13 protein-coding genes are annotated in these 17,004 nt (G+C 46.9%); 9 read left to right on the top strand and 4 right to left on the bottom strand.

From position 1 onward, the window contains the following. Positions 1-151 precede the first annotated feature (151 nt). The 3 genes from MKY42_RS22185 to MKY42_RS22175 all read left to right on the top strand — a co-directional run bounded on the left by MKY42_RS22185 (position 152) and on the right by MKY42_RS22175 (position 3,393). Positions 152-955 (top strand): response regulator, encoded by an 804-nt coding sequence (locus MKY42_RS22185; RefSeq protein WP_090900992.1) that lies wholly within the window; start codon positions 152-154, stop codon positions 953-955. A gap of 138 nt (positions 956-1,093) precedes the next feature. Next, on the top strand, positions 1,094-2,461 hold the full coding sequence (locus MKY42_RS22180) for a nucleotide sugar dehydrogenase (protein WP_090900989.1): 1,368 nt from the start codon (positions 1,094-1,096) through the stop codon (positions 2,459-2,461). A gap of 32 nt (positions 2,462-2,493) precedes the next feature. Further along, on the top strand, positions 2,494-3,393 hold the full coding sequence (locus MKY42_RS22175; RefSeq protein WP_339844723.1) for a hypothetical protein: 900 nt from the start codon (positions 2,494-2,496) through the stop codon (positions 3,391-3,393). A 135-nt stretch (positions 3,394-3,528) separates the two neighbouring features. On the opposite strand, the gene MKY42_RS22170 is transcribed toward MKY42_RS22175, so the two are convergent. Next, the gene (locus MKY42_RS22170) at positions 3,529-4,401 is read right to left on the bottom strand and encodes an AraC family transcriptional regulator (protein WP_090900982.1); all 873 of its coding nucleotides are present in this window, start codon (positions 4,399-4,401) and stop codon (positions 3,529-3,531) included. A 515-nt stretch (positions 4,402-4,916) separates the two neighbouring features. Between MKY42_RS22170 and MKY42_RS22165 the strand changes: the two genes are divergently transcribed. From MKY42_RS22165 to MKY42_RS22140, 6 genes are all read left to right on the top strand, one after another. After that, a complete protein-coding gene (locus MKY42_RS22165) occupies positions 4,917-6,098 on the top strand; it encodes an LLM class flavin-dependent oxidoreductase (RefSeq protein ID WP_179265836.1) in 1,182 nt (393 codons plus the stop codon). Between the two features lie 290 nt (positions 6,099-6,388). Beyond that, a complete protein-coding gene (locus tag MKY42_RS22160) occupies positions 6,389-7,663 on the top strand; it encodes an extracellular solute-binding protein (RefSeq protein ID WP_090900979.1) in 1,275 nt (424 codons plus the stop codon). 3 nt (positions 7,664-7,666) lie between these two features. Continuing rightward, a complete protein-coding gene (locus MKY42_RS22155) occupies positions 7,667-8,539 on the top strand; it encodes a sugar ABC transporter permease (protein ID WP_175383100.1) in 873 nt (290 codons plus the stop codon). Between the two features lie 178 nt (positions 8,540-8,717). Further along, on the top strand, positions 8,718-9,533 hold the full coding sequence (locus MKY42_RS22150) for a carbohydrate ABC transporter permease (protein WP_063565626.1): 816 nt from the start codon (positions 8,718-8,720) through the stop codon (positions 9,531-9,533). 114 nt (positions 9,534-9,647) lie between these two features. Further along, positions 9,648-10,865 (top strand): MFS transporter, encoded by a 1,218-nt coding sequence (locus tag MKY42_RS22145; protein WP_076288250.1) that lies wholly within the window; start codon positions 9,648-9,650, stop codon positions 10,863-10,865. Positions 10,866-11,143: 278 nt separating this feature from the next. Then, entirely contained in the window at positions 11,144-12,196 is a 1,053-nt protein-coding gene (locus tag MKY42_RS22140) for a cell wall hydrolase (protein WP_339844712.1), read from the top strand. A 154-nt stretch (positions 12,197-12,350) separates the two neighbouring features. On the opposite strand, the gene MKY42_RS22135 is transcribed toward MKY42_RS22140, so the two are convergent. From MKY42_RS22135 to MKY42_RS22125, 3 genes are read right to left on the bottom strand one after another with little or no spacing between them, the layout of a single operon-like run. Then, the gene (locus MKY42_RS22135) at positions 12,351-13,379 is read right to left on the bottom strand and encodes a substrate-binding domain-containing protein (RefSeq protein WP_109998600.1); all 1,029 of its coding nucleotides are present in this window, start codon (positions 13,377-13,379) and stop codon (positions 12,351-12,353) included. Further along, complete coding sequence (locus MKY42_RS22130) at positions 13,372-14,961, bottom strand: response regulator (RefSeq protein WP_339853030.1); 1,590 nt, start codon at positions 14,959-14,961, stop codon at positions 13,372-13,374. Before MKY42_RS22130 ends, MKY42_RS22135 begins: the two co-directional genes overlap by 8 nt. Continuing rightward, positions 14,945-16,780 carry a sensor histidine kinase gene (locus MKY42_RS22125; RefSeq protein ID WP_339844708.1) on the bottom strand — a complete coding sequence of 612 codons (1,836 nt, stop codon included), beginning with the start codon at positions 16,778-16,780 and terminating at the stop codon, positions 14,945-14,947. The genes MKY42_RS22130 and MKY42_RS22125 overlap by 17 nt, the downstream gene beginning before the upstream one ends. Positions 16,781-17,004: the final 224 nt, after the last annotated feature.

Below are 17,004 nucleotides of genomic sequence, written 5' to 3'. Positions count from 1 at the left end.
TACGCTATCCCCGGATTTAACCTTTTCAAAAGGAATCAAAAAAATCTGGGGATAACAGCGATCGGAAGGTTGTTCTGTCATCGAAGTGTCAGTGTAAATACCCATTAGTTGGACTTGTATAGATAACCGAGGGAGAAGGGTGGAAAAGAACATGCCAAATACGGCGACATTGCAGCGTGAGGCTGCCGTTAATGTGTACCGCAGTGTAGAACAGGGATTGAAAGAAACGGGTGCCGAAACATGCGGCTTAATGTTCATCCATTGTGCAGGGCAGTCTCAGCCGGAGCAGCAGGTCAGGACATATCTGGAGCAGACCAGTGAGTCTGCCTTCCAGGTCTGGCAGGATGGAGCCACACAGGCGATTGCTGTCCTGCTGCCAGGGTTGACACTGGATGAGGTTCATTATGAGGGGCTTCGCATCAAGCATGAATTGCAGGAGACGGTACCTGGTGCCGATCCGCAAATTACGCTGGCAAGTTTCCCGGCAGGTGAGCGTCCTTCAAAGGCAACCATTCAACATATGGCTGAGTCCGCCAAGCTGGTAGACCCGTCGGAGATTCATATCTACACGCTGGACAAGACGGCAGACGAGCCGGAACGAATTTTGATTGTGGATAACGATCCGACGGTACGCGAGTTTCTGCAATTGCGTCTGAAGATGCAGGGGTATGAAACTTATGAAGCGGTGGATGGACTGGCTGCACTGGAACTGATTGAGAAACTCACGCCTGACCTGGTGCTGACCGAATTGAACCTGTATGGCATTGATGGCCTGCCGTTCATTCAACATATTCAGAACCTGGATGTGGAGCAGCCGCCCAAAATCGTCGTATTGACCGAACAACGTGTGGAACAAACGATCAGCCAATGCTTCCGCAGCGGAGTCGATGATTATATGACCAAACCGTTCTCACCTGTGGAGCTGGATGCCCGAATCAGGCGCTGCCTGCACTAAACGCAACCAATAGCAAAGCCAAGAGAAGTAGATAGCCTTCATTCATTTTTATCAGCCAAATAAGTACATCTACAGACAAACATCTATCAAATGGATTCGTCAATCAACCAAAAAAATACACTGCCCGGAGGGAATATCATGGAGAATCAACAATTCCACACATTACTGAATGCGATCGAAAATAAAGAAGCGGTGCTCGGCGTGGTCGGGCTCGGTTACGTAGGATTACCACTTGCGGTGGAAATGGTCAATCAGGGTTTCACGGTAATCGGGATTGATCTGGATGCATCGAAAGTGGAGAGCATTTATCAGGGAGATTCCTATATTCACGATATTTCGTCCGATGAATTGAAAAAAGTAATGCAAAGCGGCCGCTTTCAGCCTACAACGGATTACAGCATGCTTCGCGTGATTGACGCGTTGAGCATCTGCGTACCTACACCGCTCAGTGAAAATCAGGACCCGGATACGTCTTATATCGAGACGGTTGTGGATCAGATTAAACTGCACATGAAACCAGGCATGCTGATTACACTGGAGAGCACCACTTATCCGGGTACAACCGAAGAGCTGATCCAGGATGAGCTGGACAAAATCGGACATGAAGCAGGCAAAGACTACTTCCTGTGCTTCTCGCCTGAACGTGTGGACCCGTCCAACGGGCGATTCACTACTTTTAATACACCAAAAGTCATCGGGGGCACAACGGAAGCTTGCCTCAAGCTGGGAACAGCGTTGTACAGCAAATATGTTGAAACAGTTGTACCTGTATCTTCACCCAAAGTGGCTGAAATGTCCAAACTGCTTGAAAATACGTTCCGCAGCGTAAACATTGCCTTTGTTAATGAAATGGCCATGATGTGTGACCGTATGGGCATTGATATCTGGGAAGTTATCGATGCAGCTGCGACGAAGCCGTTTGGCTTCATGCCTTTCTATCCGGGCCCTGGCATCGGCGGTCACTGCATTCCGCTTGATCCGATGTACCTGTCCTGGAAGGCCAAAGGATTCCGTTTCTACAGCAAATTTATTGAGCTGGCGCAATCCACCAATGACAATATGCCATATTATGTACTGAACAAAACATCAACCATTCTGAATGAGTATGCGAAATCGGTACGTAAATCCAACATTCTGTTGCTTGGTATGTCGTACAAACCGAATATTGCCGATCTGCGTGAATCTCCAGGACTGGAAGTCTATGAACTGTTCAAGGAAGGTGGAGCCAATGTCAGCTATTATGATCCACATGCTGAATCGTTCCGGGACAAACATGGCGAGACAGTATATAGCGAAACGTTCAATCTGGAGCAGTTCAAGAAGTACGATTGCATCGTGCTGATCACCAACCACAGCGATTTGCCTTACTTTGATATTGCCGAGATGGGTGTGCCGATTCTGGATACACGTAATGCGTTCAAAACGTATACACATCCGCACATTTACAAGATTGGTCACTCGGTACAGCACCCTGTGCTGGAGCCAAGTGAAGCGTTGCTCGTCTGAGGAATCTAACGAACAAGTGGGGCAAACTGACGGTGAAGGCAAAATGGGCCATCTTGGCCCTGCTGTTCTGCCTGCTTCTTCTGCCCTGGCTACTTAAATGGTTTTCACATGAGGAACACAAAGCGACCTGGCTGTGGGACGCTTCCATTATTGCAGAGCAGACGCCTGAGATTATATCCTTCTCCAAAGCGCAGGGTGTGGATACCATTTTCCTGCAAATTCAGGATGAGGTACCCGATGCGACTTACCGCAAATTCATCGCGGCTGCACGACAGGCTGAGATTGACGTACATGCCCTTAACGGTCATGCAGACTGGGCCTATACGGAGAAGCGGGAAGAGGGACTTGCGTTTATTGAAAAAGTACGGGCATATAATGCAGCTTCGGCCAAAAATGAACGCTTTGAGGGAATTCAGCTGGATGTGGAGCCTTATCAGCTAAAACGCTGGGAGAACGAGCAGAATAGCGTTATTGCGGAGTGGAGCGACAACATGAAGGCATGGACTCAAGCTGGTAAAGATGCCGGACTTTACATGAGCGCCGCAATCCCTTTCTGGCTGGATGCACGCGAGTCGGCAGAAGGCGGAGGTACATTCAGCCGTTGGGTGATTGATCACTTTGATGCGGTAGCCATCATGGCTTATCGGGATCGTGGTCAGCAGATGTATGATCTGTCCAAGGAAGAGCTGGACGAAGCGGATGAGCTTGGCAAGAAAGTATGGGTTGGAGCCGAACTGGCAGACACGCATGAGGGCGATCATCTAACTTTTTTCAGCAAATCCATCACCAATATGGACGAAGAAATGAAGAAAGTGTTTGATCTCGGCGCTTCTCATTCCTCCTTTGCAGGTGTCGCAGTGCATCATTATGAAGCATGGTATGCAAAGGAAAACGGAATTCCGCTGGCTCGAAAGAGCGAGGAGAAGAAGTAGCGGGTGTTTATAATAGGTGTATGCCGTTTACAGAAAGAGCACTGTCATATGTCATGAGGAAAAGGCAAGTCTCCGGTCAAGGAGGCTTGCCTTTTTGTTTGGGTTTGCTTAGGGTACGCATGGTTTGCGGGCAAATCAGCTTTTGTTGTTCTCGGCCGTTCGATAGCGGTTGGGTGGCAGACCGACCTGCTTTTTGAACGCTTTGGAGAAGGAGAACAGGTCGGGGTAACCCACCGAGTGCGCAACTTCAGTTAACGTTAACGGGGTCTGAACAAGCAGCCGTTTGGCCTGATTCATTTTGAGACGTTGAATGTACTGGACAGGAGACAGGCCGTAGGCTTTGCGGAATTGTTTGGTAAAATGGGTCCGATCCACGCCTGCGTGTGAAGATACACCTTCCACAGTAATGCCGCCAGCAAAGTGAATATCCATGTACTCCTTCCCCTTTTGCAGCCATGGTGTGGCAGAGTCTGGTTGAAGCACTCGGGTAGCGGGAGATTTGGCAATTCGGTCAAACAATCCGAGAAAACGAGTAAGTCGTCCCAGGTCGCTTGCGCCTCCCTGAGGTTTGCGAACCTCTTCCATAAAAGCACGCATGCCACTTGCCGTCTCTGGGGTAAGTACACCTGAGCGATGCGGCGTGTCCGGGGTAAGCCCGATTCGTGTCAGAAGTTCAGCTGCATGTTTTCCATCAAAGGCAATGAAAATTTTGTGCAAAGATTCCTTCGGGTCGGACCAATATTCATGGGTAACCTGTGGATACAGGCAGAAAGCATCACGGGCACGGAGGGAGTACCGATGTCCGTTCTGTATGAAAGTACCCTCGCCCTCCAGAACAAAAATTAAATAATGAAAAGGCGTCGTTCGCGGGCCGATATGATAGTTGCTCTTGGCTATATTACGACCGATTCGAATCGGCCATGCTCCACCGGCTTTCTCGAATTCAGACGGAGTAAAAAAAATAATATCCAAAAACTCGTGGTGGTCCTCCTTCATGCTCTCGATCATCAGGAACACCTCTTTAATATAAGTATAGTTTGTAATCTCTGAAAGTTTCTCTTATAACCTATTATACAGGTGGGTTTTGTAAATATTCAAGATCGAGAAGACCTATTCCTGTGAATTCACCACAAAATGACAAAATGAAATTACCGCGAAATGACATTGATCACAGACAAATCAATTGTTATGATGTCCATACCTATTAAACCAAGTTATTTTATCGGCATTTGGGAGTGTACGTACTTATAAATTGATTAGAAATTAGGCGCACTTTAAAAATAAGGTTTAACGAGTGCGAACGTAGTGGAGGGGACGAAATCGATTCTGGAAGAAACGCAGTGTTCGCCTTTATCTCCGGATTTTCCCCTTGGAAAAGTGAATCAAAAAAATCTGGAGATAACAGCGATCGAAAGAACGATTCGTACCCGGAACGGCCATGTTGCACAACACCGATCTTATTTTTAACATGAGACTTTATTTATTCATAGAAGGGATTGACTTGCGTGAGCGAACAGGAAGAGATGAAGTTTGGTTGGTTTTTGCCTACAGCAGGAGACGGAAAGTATGTGGGGGTTGCCCCGGAGCGGGAGCCGAGCCTGGATTATTTGATTCAAGTGGCGCAGACAGCGGAGACGGCAGGTTTTGAATTTGTATTGATTCCGACAGGGGGAGCCTGTCTGGATGCGTGGGTTGTGGGTTCGGCTGTTATGAGTCACACGAAAACACTGCGTCCGCTTGTCGCCATTCGTCCAGGTCTGGTCACCCCTGTATTGGCGGCGCGTATGGGAGCTGCACTGGATCAACTGTCTGGTGGTCGTGCCATGATCAATGTGGTGACAGGCAGTTCGGTTCGGGATTTGGAGGAACTGGGAGATCCACTGGCTCATGCTCACGATGAACGTTATGAACGGGCGAGCGAGTACATGGAAGTGATGAAGCGTTCATGGACACAATCGGCCGGGCTCAATCTGACCGAGTTTGCCGGAAGTGGTGCTCAATCGAATGAGGAAGCATCCGAAGATAATTCGGAGTTTAACGGTAAGTATTACAATTTTAAAGGTCCGGTAGGCATGCCTGAAACGGTGCAAAAACCGTATCCGCCGTTTTACCTGGGTGGAAGTTCACCGATTGCGAAACGGGTCGCTGTTGAACACGCAGATACATTCCTCATGTGGGGCGAGCCGCATGACTGGATTCAGGAGCAGATCGAAGAAATTGAAGTCATTCGCGAACAGATCAAAGAGGAAACCGGACAAGATCGCCAGTTGCGTTACGGCATGCGGGCACAGGTACTCATCCGGGATACGGAAGAAGAAGCATGGGCGGCGGCTTGGGAGATTATTAGCAAAGTACCACCAGAGGCCATCGAAAAAGCCAAAGCAGCCTTCGCAGAGACGGATGCAACCAACCAACGCAGGCAGAATGAGCTGCGGGAACTGTCCGAGAAGCAGCAGTTCGTCGTAGGTCCAAACCTGTGGACAGGTTTGTCCGTTGTACGTTCTGGCGGTGCCATCCTCATTGTGGGTACAGCAGAACAGGTCGCAGAACGATTGATGGAATATGGAGATCTGGGCGTGACGACTTTCATTCTGTCCGGTTATCCGCATCTGGAAGAAGCCGAAATTTTCGGCCGTACGGTTATGCCCATTATTCGTGAGAAGTGGAAAACAAGACAGAAGAAGCATTCAGTTACTACCAACTAAATAAGTTCAACTAATCTTTTTATACGAAAACGGAGAGGACAGAAATAACGTGAAGAAGCGAAGCTAAAAGCTTTCTGAAAGAAAGCTACTTCGTAAGCATCATCTCGCCTGAAAGCTTTCTGGAAGAAAGCTGCATCGGAAGCACACGCTATCCCCGGATTTCCACTTTAATTAAGTGATTTAAAAAAAATCTGGGGATAGCAGCGATTGGAAGATGGTTCTGACCGCGTAGTGGTTCAGTGTAAAATCATTGTTTAACTTATATAACATCCTTCAGGAGGTCTTCTTTCATGAGAAAAAAACAAAAATATATCCTGCCCCTAGTCAGTATGCTGGTGATGTCCATCCTGCTGTCTGCCTGCGGCGGCGGGGATAACGCGGCATCAGGAGGGAGCGATTCCTCCGGTTCGGGCAAAGTAACAATCAGCTTCATGCACTGGCGTGGAGAGGATGTGGAAGCACTGAACAAGACGATTGATGCGTTTGAAAAGGAAAATCCGAACATCCATGTGGAAATGCAGACTCTTCCTTCGGACCAATATCAATCCACTGTACAATCCAAAATCAGTGATGGTTCAGTTGGGGATGTATTTGCTTCCTTCCCTGGTGCACAGTTCGAAGCCTTCACCAAAGCCGGATTGTTCACCGATCTGACTGGATCGTCGTTTCTGTCTGCATACAATCCTAAGTTAATTGAAGCAGGCCAGCACGATGGGAAGCAATATGCAATCCCTTATCAACTCGTATACAACGATCCAATCTATAATGTGAAGCTGTTCGAAAAATATGGATTGACACCACCGACGGATTGGGAAGGCTTCCTGGCACTCTGCCAGACGCTGAAAGACAATGGCATTATTCCGATTGCCTTTGCTGGAGCGGACATTGGTCCGGGCCAATTCATGAATACGATGGTGATGAACAATGCGCCGAGTGACGACATTTTTACCAAAGTGGAAGCTGGCGAAGCCAAACTGACGGATGAGTTCTGGGTGAAAACATTAACTCAGATCAAAGAACTGAACGACAAAGGATACTTCCAGCAGGACGCACTGGGCACGAAAGACCCGGCAGCGGGAGCGCTGTTTATTCAGGAAAAAGCAGCGATGCTCGCAAGTGGATCGTATCAACTCGCTCAGAACAAACAGCAAAATCCGAATCTGGAGCAAAAGCTGCTTGCACCGATTACCGTAAGTGCAGATCAGGCGAAGTATGAAGGTGTTCATACCACGACATTTATGCTCGCGGTGAACAGTAAGTCCAAACACCCGGAAGAAGCGAAGAAGTTCATTGAATTCCTGAGCAATCCGGAGGTGGCTGGTGAATATGCCAACCAGACGGGACAGAATGTAACGGTAAATGATGTGAAGTACGATACACCTGAGCTTCAGGTTGCGGGAGATTGGGCGAGCAAAAAGACCGTGTTCCAGCCACGGTTTACCATCCTGAATGGAGATAATCAGAAAGCAGTGACGAACTCCATTCAGGCTGTGCTGAGCGGCACTTCTCCTGAAGAAGCAGCGCAGCAGGCACAGGCGATCATTGATCAGCATATCGGGAAATAAACGATGAAGAACCGTATTCAGCTATCCCTGTTTCTGTTACCCGGGTTGCTGCTGTACGTTGCACTGTTCGTATTTCCTACATTGACGGGGCTGTTCTACTCCTTTACGGATTGGGACGGGGTATCCCCGTCGTATGCATTTGTAGGGCTGGATAATTACAAGGACAGTCTCAGCAGCATCGTATTCCGCAAAGCCTTTGGCAACAACGTGGAGTTCATGTTAACGGTTGTCATTGCGCAAACGTTTATTTCACTTGTTCTGGCGCTGCTCCTGGTACGCAACACCAAGACACGCATTGCACTCCGGGCGCTCTATTTTCTGCCTGCGATTCTGTCCTCCGTATCGGTGGGTCTGATCTGGGCATTTATGTATGATCCTTCGATCGGGCTGATTAACTATGGATTGAACGAGGCAGGTATGGGGAGCATGGCCCACAACTGGATTGGTGATCCGAAGATCGCCATCTACTCGATTGCCGCGGTACAGGTCTGGGCACATGCCGGGCAAATGATGATCGTGTTTATCGCAGGTCTGCAAGGCATTCCGGCAGAGCTGTATGAAGCAGCACGTATGGATGGCGGCAGCAAATGGCAGGTATTCCGTACCGTGACCTGGCCGCTGCTTGCACCTTCGGCAACGATTGTTGTTGCCTATACGACGATTCAATCGTTTAAGGCGTTTGACCTCATTTTCACCATGACGGACGGAGGCCCGAACTACGCTACTGAAATTTTGACGACATATATCTATCATACCGCCTTTGGCAGCTACTCATTTGGCCTCGCCTCTGCGGGTTCGATGATTTTCCTGGTTCTGCTCGCTTTGTTGACGTTATTGCAGTTCAAGGCGCTGCGTGCCGACCGGGTAAGCTATTAACGATTGGACGGATTGATATGTTCGTGAATAGGTGAGTCGTGAGTATTCTAATTGTTAAACGAATTATTGAACGAGTTCTGGATTTCATTACGTTGAAATGACTTTAGGGCAGAAAACTTGAATGAGAACGATGCCTGAGCAGACCTAAAAGACTTAAAGAAGAAGGGAGGGGGTTCCTATGGTTTTAAAATGGTTCAATCGACTGATCCTATTGGTGTACGCCCTGTTAATTCTTGTGCCGCTGTACTTTGTATTTGTGTCATCGTTCAAAACGAGCAGCAACTTCTTCATCAGTCCATTTAGCTGGCCGGACCCGTTTACATGGGACAATCTCACTGGCATGTTCCGCAACCAGCCGATGTGGCAGTATTTCGGGAACAGTCTGGTCGTAACGCTGGGTACCGTTGCGATTGAGTTGTTGCTCAGCAGCATGATTGCTTATGCCATTGTTCGCTGGGGTGGCAGTGTGGGCAAAATTGTGTTTGCTTTGTTCGTTGCAGGTCTGATCGTTCCTTCCCAAGTGAGCATGCTGCCGATCTATTCTCTGACACGTACGCTCGGATGGTCGGACAGTCTGACAGGACTCATAGTAGTATCAGCAGCGATGCTAATGCCGGTCTCCGTATTTATGCTTACGGGCTTCATGCGTATGCTGAATGCGGAAATACTGGAAGCGGGCAGTATGGATGGAGCAAGCGAGTGGAGGCTCTATACACGGATTGCCCTACCACTCGCCGCACCTTCTCTGGCAGCTACAGCCACGTTCCTGCTCGTTATGGTGTGGAATGATCTGCTTATTCCGATGCTGATGCTCAGCAGTAAATCCAAGCTAACGTTACCACTCGCACTCATGCAGTTCCGTGGGGAATACGTGACGAACTATCCGATGATGCTCACCGGTGTGCTGGTTACAGCCATTCCGATGATCGTGCTGTTCATTCTGCTCCAGCGTTATTTTGTAGCAGGTTTGACAGCGGGTTCACTCAAGGGGTAAGGAATAGGTAGAAGATCAACGGATATGCGTATTTTACATTGATTTCTGGATCATTCTGCATAATAATGGTTTAGTGTCAGAATGACTACATAGAGATCAAGGGAGCTATAGGACATGAGCAAACTGGAAGTATTGCGGAATCCCAAGCAGCGCAAGCTGCTGTTCAGTGCCGGCATGAGCTGGCTGTTTGATGCCATGGAAGTCGGCATGATTTCCTTCATCGTGGCTGCACTCGCCAAGGAATGGAGTCTCAGTCCGGGACAAGTCGGGGTGCTTACGAGTATCAACTCCATCGGTATGGCGCTCGGTGCATTGCTTGCGGGGGCACTTGCGGACCGTTTCGGCCGAAAGGCCATTTTGATGTGGACCCTACTGGTATTTACGATTGCTAGTGGCCTGTCAGCATTGGCGACCGGATTCGCCGTATTGTGTGTACTGCGTCTGATTGCCGGTATCGGCCTCGGCGGGGAGCTGCCCGTTGCATCTACATTGGTATCGGAGTCGATGCCTACAGCAGAACGTGGACGTGCAGTTGTACTGCTGGAGAGTTTCTGGGCAGGTGGCTGGATTGTATCGGCACTCATTGCCAACTTTGTTATCCCGGAATATGGCTGGAGAATTGCTTTTGCCATTGGTGCCGTTCCAGCGTTCTATGCGCTGTATCTGCGCCGTGCCATTCAGGACCCGCCTCGTTACAAGAACAATACCAAGATTAAGAAAATCACGTTCCGCGAAAAGGTAGCCACGGTCTGGTCGGCACCTCATCGCCGCACAACGTTGATGCTCTGGATCTTGTGGTTTACCGTCATTTTCTCTTATTATGGCATGTTCCTGTGGTTGCCGTCGGTTGTTATGGCAAAAGGCTTTACGCTGGTCAAAAGCTTCCAGTACGTGCTGATTATGACGATCGCACAGCTGCCAGGTTACTTCACAGCGGCGTACTTCATTGAGCGGTTTGGCCGCAAATTTGTACTTGTCGTTTATCTTACATTGACAGCAGTAAGTGCGATTGCTTTTGGACTGGCAACAACGGAAGCGACGATCCTGACCGCAGGTATCTGTCTTTCCTTCTTCAATCTGGGAGCTTGGGGCGGTCTGTACGCATACAGTCCGGAATTGTACCCCACTTCCGTTCGTTCAACAGGTGTGGGTCTTGCTACATCGGTAGGCCGGATTGGGGGCGTGCTTGCTCCATTAATGGTTGGTATGCTGGTTCAGCGTGAAGTCGCAATCAGCCTAATTTTCACGATATTCTTCGTGACCATCCTCATTGGCGCTGCGGCTGTGCTGTTCCTGGGCCGGGAAACCAAGGGTCTGGAACTGGCCGAATAAATGTCAATAAATACAACGCAACTTTTGTGCGGGTCTGCCTGCCTACGACTATAACGGGGTGGATAAGCGGCAGAAGGTTGATACAAGAAGAGGCATGACTATGGCGTGACCATGGGCTCATGTCTCTTTTTGCTGTGTTTAGAGTGGATTTTCGCCTGCGCCATCGGTCCGATAGACGTCACTTTTTCTATATCCTATAATGACACTCGGGATGTAGGGCCGTGAGGATTCAGGGGGAAGAAGTGGGATCTGGATTCAGAAAAGTGGAGGTTAATGGAATGATGAAGAACAAACTTGAAATGGATCAAACGTGTGAAATGAATGCAAAGAATATGATGAATGAGAAGAATAAAATGAATGAAAAGCAAATGAAGAGTGGACAGAATAGCGTGTGTGAACGGATACGTGTGATTGAGAATGTCGGAATAAATGTGATGTACAGCTATAATGGCAGCGATAGGATGAATGAGATAAACGGGAGATTTGATGTCATTGATCTTACTCCTGTTAACGAGATGAAAGAGATGAAAGAGATGAAGATGACGAGCTATCTCTACAGCCATGATGAAGAGTTTAGATTAGATCGCGGGAATGAGAGGCTTGATCTGCATGCAAGCACTGACCACATGGAACCTATTACCGTCAGCCGGAAAGTCACCCATCGCAGGGGGAGAAAGGCTGGCAAAAGAGCAGGACGAGTCAGCGTGCTTCTCGGTGCCTTCGCGATGGCTCTCGGACTTACGATGGCAGCTCCGTCTGCCGGAGCACAGAAACTGGAGCAGGGCGTTCGCGGTGAACATGTGCTTCAATTGCAGGAGCAATTAAGCGAACTGGGGTATTTTAAAGCTGGATTGACCGGATATTACGGTTCTATTACCAAAGGCGCCGTCCGTAAGTTCCAACAGGCTCAGGGGCTGAGTGCGGATGGGATTGCAGGTCCAGCAACACTGAACAGACTGAACAAGAAAGTTGCAGCCCAAGGTAATACACTGCGCCAGCTCGCGAAGCTGATTCACGGGGAAGCGCGCGGAGAATCCTTTGAAGGACAGGTCGCTGTAGGCGCGGTTGTCTTGAACCGAGTGCATTCCAATGCATTCCCTTCTTCAATCCCGAAAGTAATTTTCCAAAAAGGGCAGTTCACAGCCATAGACGATGGACAGTTTAATACCAAGCCAACCCAGACTTCCTACCAGGCAGCTCGTAAAGCCTTGAATGGTACTGATCCGACACACGGAGCACTTTATTATTACAATCCGAAGATAGCGACGTCATTGTGGAGTAAAAGCAGACCAACGTTGCTTACGATTGGGCAGCATGATTTTACGCGGTGAGTTAGGTAGAGGAGTCGTTTTATAGAATATAATTTTTAAAACCCCGGTAGTGAGTGGCCGTTGAACGCTGACTCAATACCGGGGTTAATTCGTATAACATTAATAAAGATTATTAGCAATGGGTGGGTTTGATGTACATAAACGAAATGCTTGATTATTTGAAATTGAAAATGGACAAAAAATCACCATCGGATTCATTCTCATCCCTTTTACTGGGAGATATCACTTGCTGATTTAATTCAGTTATTCCCGTATCTATTAATTCCTCCACAGACAGGCCTTCGCTTGCAAGTAACAAGGTTTCAATCATCTTGGCTCCCCATACGCCCTCATTCTGCGAAATAACGGCCGACAGTTGACCATTAAGCAGCCCATTTTCACTGGTTGGGCTGTCACCGAGAGCGATCAAATGCCGCTTTAGGCCTTTTGCTTTCCAGATCAATGTAGAGGCAGAAACAGAAACGAAATCTAGTCCTATGATCGCGTTAAAGTGAGGGTGAGCATCAATCATGTTCTCCATATCAGTCATGGCTTGATCTTCGTTCCCTTGATTATAATGAACCTCCAATATTTCAATGGCTGTTTCATTACGGATATAGTCAACAAACCCGTTTAGCCGCTGCTGCAAGCCATGCATCTCCTCTAAGCCATTCTCGACAAGAATCATGCCTTGATTATTTAGCAGCCTCGTTGTCGTCATCGCGAACTGACGGCCAGTACGATAGTTATCGGCACCCACATAAGCTGTTCGATTGCTGGATGGGGCATCCGATTCAAATGTGATTACAGGAATACCTGCAGCTTGTGCTTTATTAATTACCGGCGTTAGTGCAGTAGCGTCTACAGGCGAAATGGCAATTCCATCCACATTTTGTTTGATCATGTTCTCCATGATACGAATTTGTTGTTCTGTATTTGCTTCATCCGGGGCATTTACCATTAACGTGATATTGTGTTTGCCAGCAGACTTCGTTGCATCCATAGTAATCATTTCATACGTTGGATACGTCATCGGATAAATAATACCGAATGTTTTATCATTTGTAGATTTCTCAACGGAGGTAGTTACATTAATTATTACAGCCTGCTGCTTCAGCTTCATATGGACTGAATAATCGGATGTAATAACCATTGGAAGGAGAAGCATGAGTTTGAGTAAGAGTACAGATTTGACTTTATTCATATATGGGCTCTTTTTGCTTGTTTAATGGTCTGACCTGGAGTTCCTCAGATCCTTGAGCCCGGTATTCTCTTGGCGTAAAACCTGTTGTTTTCTTGAATATATTAGAAAAATAGTGAGAATCGTTGTAACCAACTTTATAAGCAATCTCAAAGGTCTTGTTGCTGGTTGTTTTCAGCAGTTCCTTGGCTTTCCCGATTCTGATTTGGGTTAGATACTCTGTTATGGTTTGACCGGTTTCCTGGCTGAAAATTTTGCTTAGATGACTTGGGCTGATTCTAACATGCGCAGAAATCGTCTTTAACGAAACCTGATCGTTATTATATTGGTGTGATACATATGCTTTAACCTGATCAATGACGTCACTGTATTTTCCAGAGGACTCTGCTCTTCTCTGCCATAATTGGTTGAGTAGAGAACACAGGTATTGGACACATTCTTCCCAGCACGTAATTTGTTGGATCGTCTGCTGCAGGCATGTAATGTTCTCATCTGAATGGGCACCCATTCGGAATAGTTGACTGGCCATGCGAAACGACTCCAAGGTAAGATCATTCAACAAATAAAAGCCATATAAGGAGGACTTCCAGTCGATGGACTGCAATGGAGCAGCAAACTCTCGCACAAAATGGTCACGCTCGCTAGGACTGCCGATTTTCAGAAATTCAAGAAAGCGATTCCTGTCCAGAAAAAGGTTCATTTTCTCATCAAGGTTTATCTCACGGAGTGAGGCTTTGTTCTGATGGGTGAGACGGGTAATATATTTGTCTTCGTCCGCTTCCAAATACGAGATATGGATACCCTGCAGACGCTCCTGAGTGCTGCCAATGCCCAGGATGATGTTGCATTTGAACTCATGTTCAAGTTCCAATCGAACCTGACCTCTGAGCTGCTCCAAATAAATGGATATGCTGTCGTCAGAACTGCATTTGAGAAGAAGAACCAATTCTGTCCGGCTTCGAATATAGGGGAGAAGTTCTACGTGGGGGTCACGCGCTTCCTCCAGTATGTGAAGTATCTTGTTCATTCGTGATTCCGAATCTTGAGAAGCTTCTCTTGGCTGCACATCAAGAATGGCAATCGTGTAGAACCTGGCAGAGAGAGATAGAGAGAGTCGTTTGGCTGATTCAATCGCATCGGTCGTACAGATGAGTCCTCCACACAAATCGGCAAGCAGTTTTTCTTTGGTTATCGTTTGGCTTGTCATTCGTTGTTGTTCTTCATCTATTTTCTGGCTGACCTTATGAAGGATCTGAATGAGTTCTGCAGCGCTAATTGGCTTCAGACAGTAATCGGTAACACCGAGCCTGATCGCCTCCTGGGCATAGCTGAATTCATCATGACCGCTCATGATAATGATTTTGATATCTGGCTTTTGTGTGCGTACGATGGAGGTAAGTTCTAAACCATTCATGAATGGCATTTTGATGTCAGTAATCAGAATATCCGGAGCCCATTCATCAATTAAGGGTAAAGCAAGCTCTCCATCGGGTGCATCCCCGCAATAATGAAAACCTTCCTTTTCCCAATCAACGCAGTTGCGTATATTTTCTCTGATCCCGATTTCGTCATCTACGATCATCACCTTTTTCAACGGTTAGCTCCCCCTTTCTTTTTGGGATACGAATCATAAACTTGCTACCCTCCATATATGTACTTTCCATTTCAACGCCATAAGATTGTCCGAAATAGAGCCGAATCCGGTGATGCACATTGAGCAGACCAAATCCGCCTTCTTGCTCGCCATCCTTGGTTGAACGGCAGCCTACCGGCTTTTCCAGCTCTTCACGTAATTGTGCCAATCGACCAGCAGGCATACCAATTCCGTTGTCTTGCACGGTTAGAATGATGTCTGTACCCTCCAGATATCCCTGTATTGAAATTAGTCCTTGGCCACGTTTGTTCTTGATGCCATGGTAAATGGCGTTTTCAACTAGGGGCTGCAGTGTCATTTTCAAGATGGGATAATCCTGAAGCTCGCCGTCTACCCTAATTTCGTAGTTCAGAATATCGTGGTACCTCATTTGTTGAATGACCAGATAATTCTGTGCATGTTCAAGCTCGGTTTTGATGGATACCCAGTCAAAACCTTTGTTCAGACTCAAACGAAAAAACTTCGAAAGTGCCTGTACAAGCTTGATTACACTTGCTTTTTTCTCTGCTTCGGCCATCCATATAATGGATTCCAACGTGTTGTATAGAAAATGCGGGTTGATCTGAGCTTGTAGCGTACGTAATTCGGCTATTTTTACCTGTTCATTTTCTCTAATACTCTTTTCGATCAGCGTCTTGATCTTCTCCAGCATAATATTGAAACTCTTGCCCAAATCAGCGATTTCGTCCGAGCCGGTTGGTGTGACCTTGGCTTCCAGGTAACCGTTTGCAGCTTTACGCATCTTGTTCATAAGAACCTGGATGGGAAGAATAAGTCGATTATTAAGGAAAAAATATAAAGATATCGCAAAGAATGCGCTTAATAAAACACTGATGATGATCAATTGCCGAATGCCATTAGCCTCCGCAATGATCTCATGAAAAGGAGCAACCCCGATAATTTTCCATCCGGTCTGGTTCGAGGTGCTGTATACGACAAACTGAGGCTTCGATTTTGCGGACAGAATGAAGCTGCCGTGCTGTAAATGTAAGGGTACCGATCTGATCTGATCTATAATTGTACTGGATGTCGGGTTAGCGGCCGGCCTGAAAAGAGTGGTTCCGTGTTGATCATTGATATAGAAAAAGCCGGAATTCTTAATGATGGTATTCGTCAAAAAGTCATCAATGAACGAATCATTCAAATCAATCACAATAAACCCGATGACCTCATGGGTAATTCGCTCTTTGACTGTGGCAATAATTGAAAGCGCATTCTGTTTAGGGTAAGCAAACCCATCAAGTCTGTTATTTTCTGCGGATGGTGCAGAATGAGGAATTCGCAGAATGGCATCCGGGTACTGCACCAGATACTGAAAATAAGGATTACGAAGCGGATTTCGTTCCAGCTTAAAAACCCCTTTTCGTTCACTTATGCCTTTCCCATAGAAATTAACGAACGAGATATTGAGTACCTTGTCGTATTTGTATGTTTCCCGATAGAGATTGTACGTCTGAAGGATCGCTTTGGCTTCTGGATAGGACTCCGATTGAGAGTACAAATACTGAAGCACTTGCGGATTCTTGCCCAGCTCTAACAGCCGTTCCGTATCTTCAAACATGATGTCGATGTTTCTGGCGAGCTGGTCAGCGACCAGTTGCGTAGAGGCCTTGTTATGATTGGAAACGACCGTATAGGATTTGTGGTAAGAAATCAATCCAACCACGATCAGTGGCACAGAACTGAGGATGATGAACATGCTGAGTAATTTAAGTCTGAGGCTTGAAGCAATCCATTGAATAAGTTTCAACGTATTCCACTCCATCTGAAGGGATCAAAAATGTACCATTAGTATAACATGATTTTCAAATATTTAAGAGAATCGCTAAATATTACACAATTAAACAAAGAAAACACACTTTTTAAAACGCCTTTTTAAAAATTGCTAAATGATTACATAAAAAACAAATGAGATTCCATATTAGAGCAGGATGGGAGCGGTCTATACTGTGATCACACCACAAGGTGACAATA

Origin of the sequence: Paenibacillus sp. FSL W7-1088, assembly GCF_037969855.1 — a bacterium.
Classification (GTDB): Bacteria; Bacillota; Bacilli; order Paenibacillales; family Paenibacillaceae; genus Paenibacillus.
The sequence above is the reverse complement of the archived record's forward strand: the minus strand, read 5'-3'. Positions and strand labels throughout refer to the sequence as shown.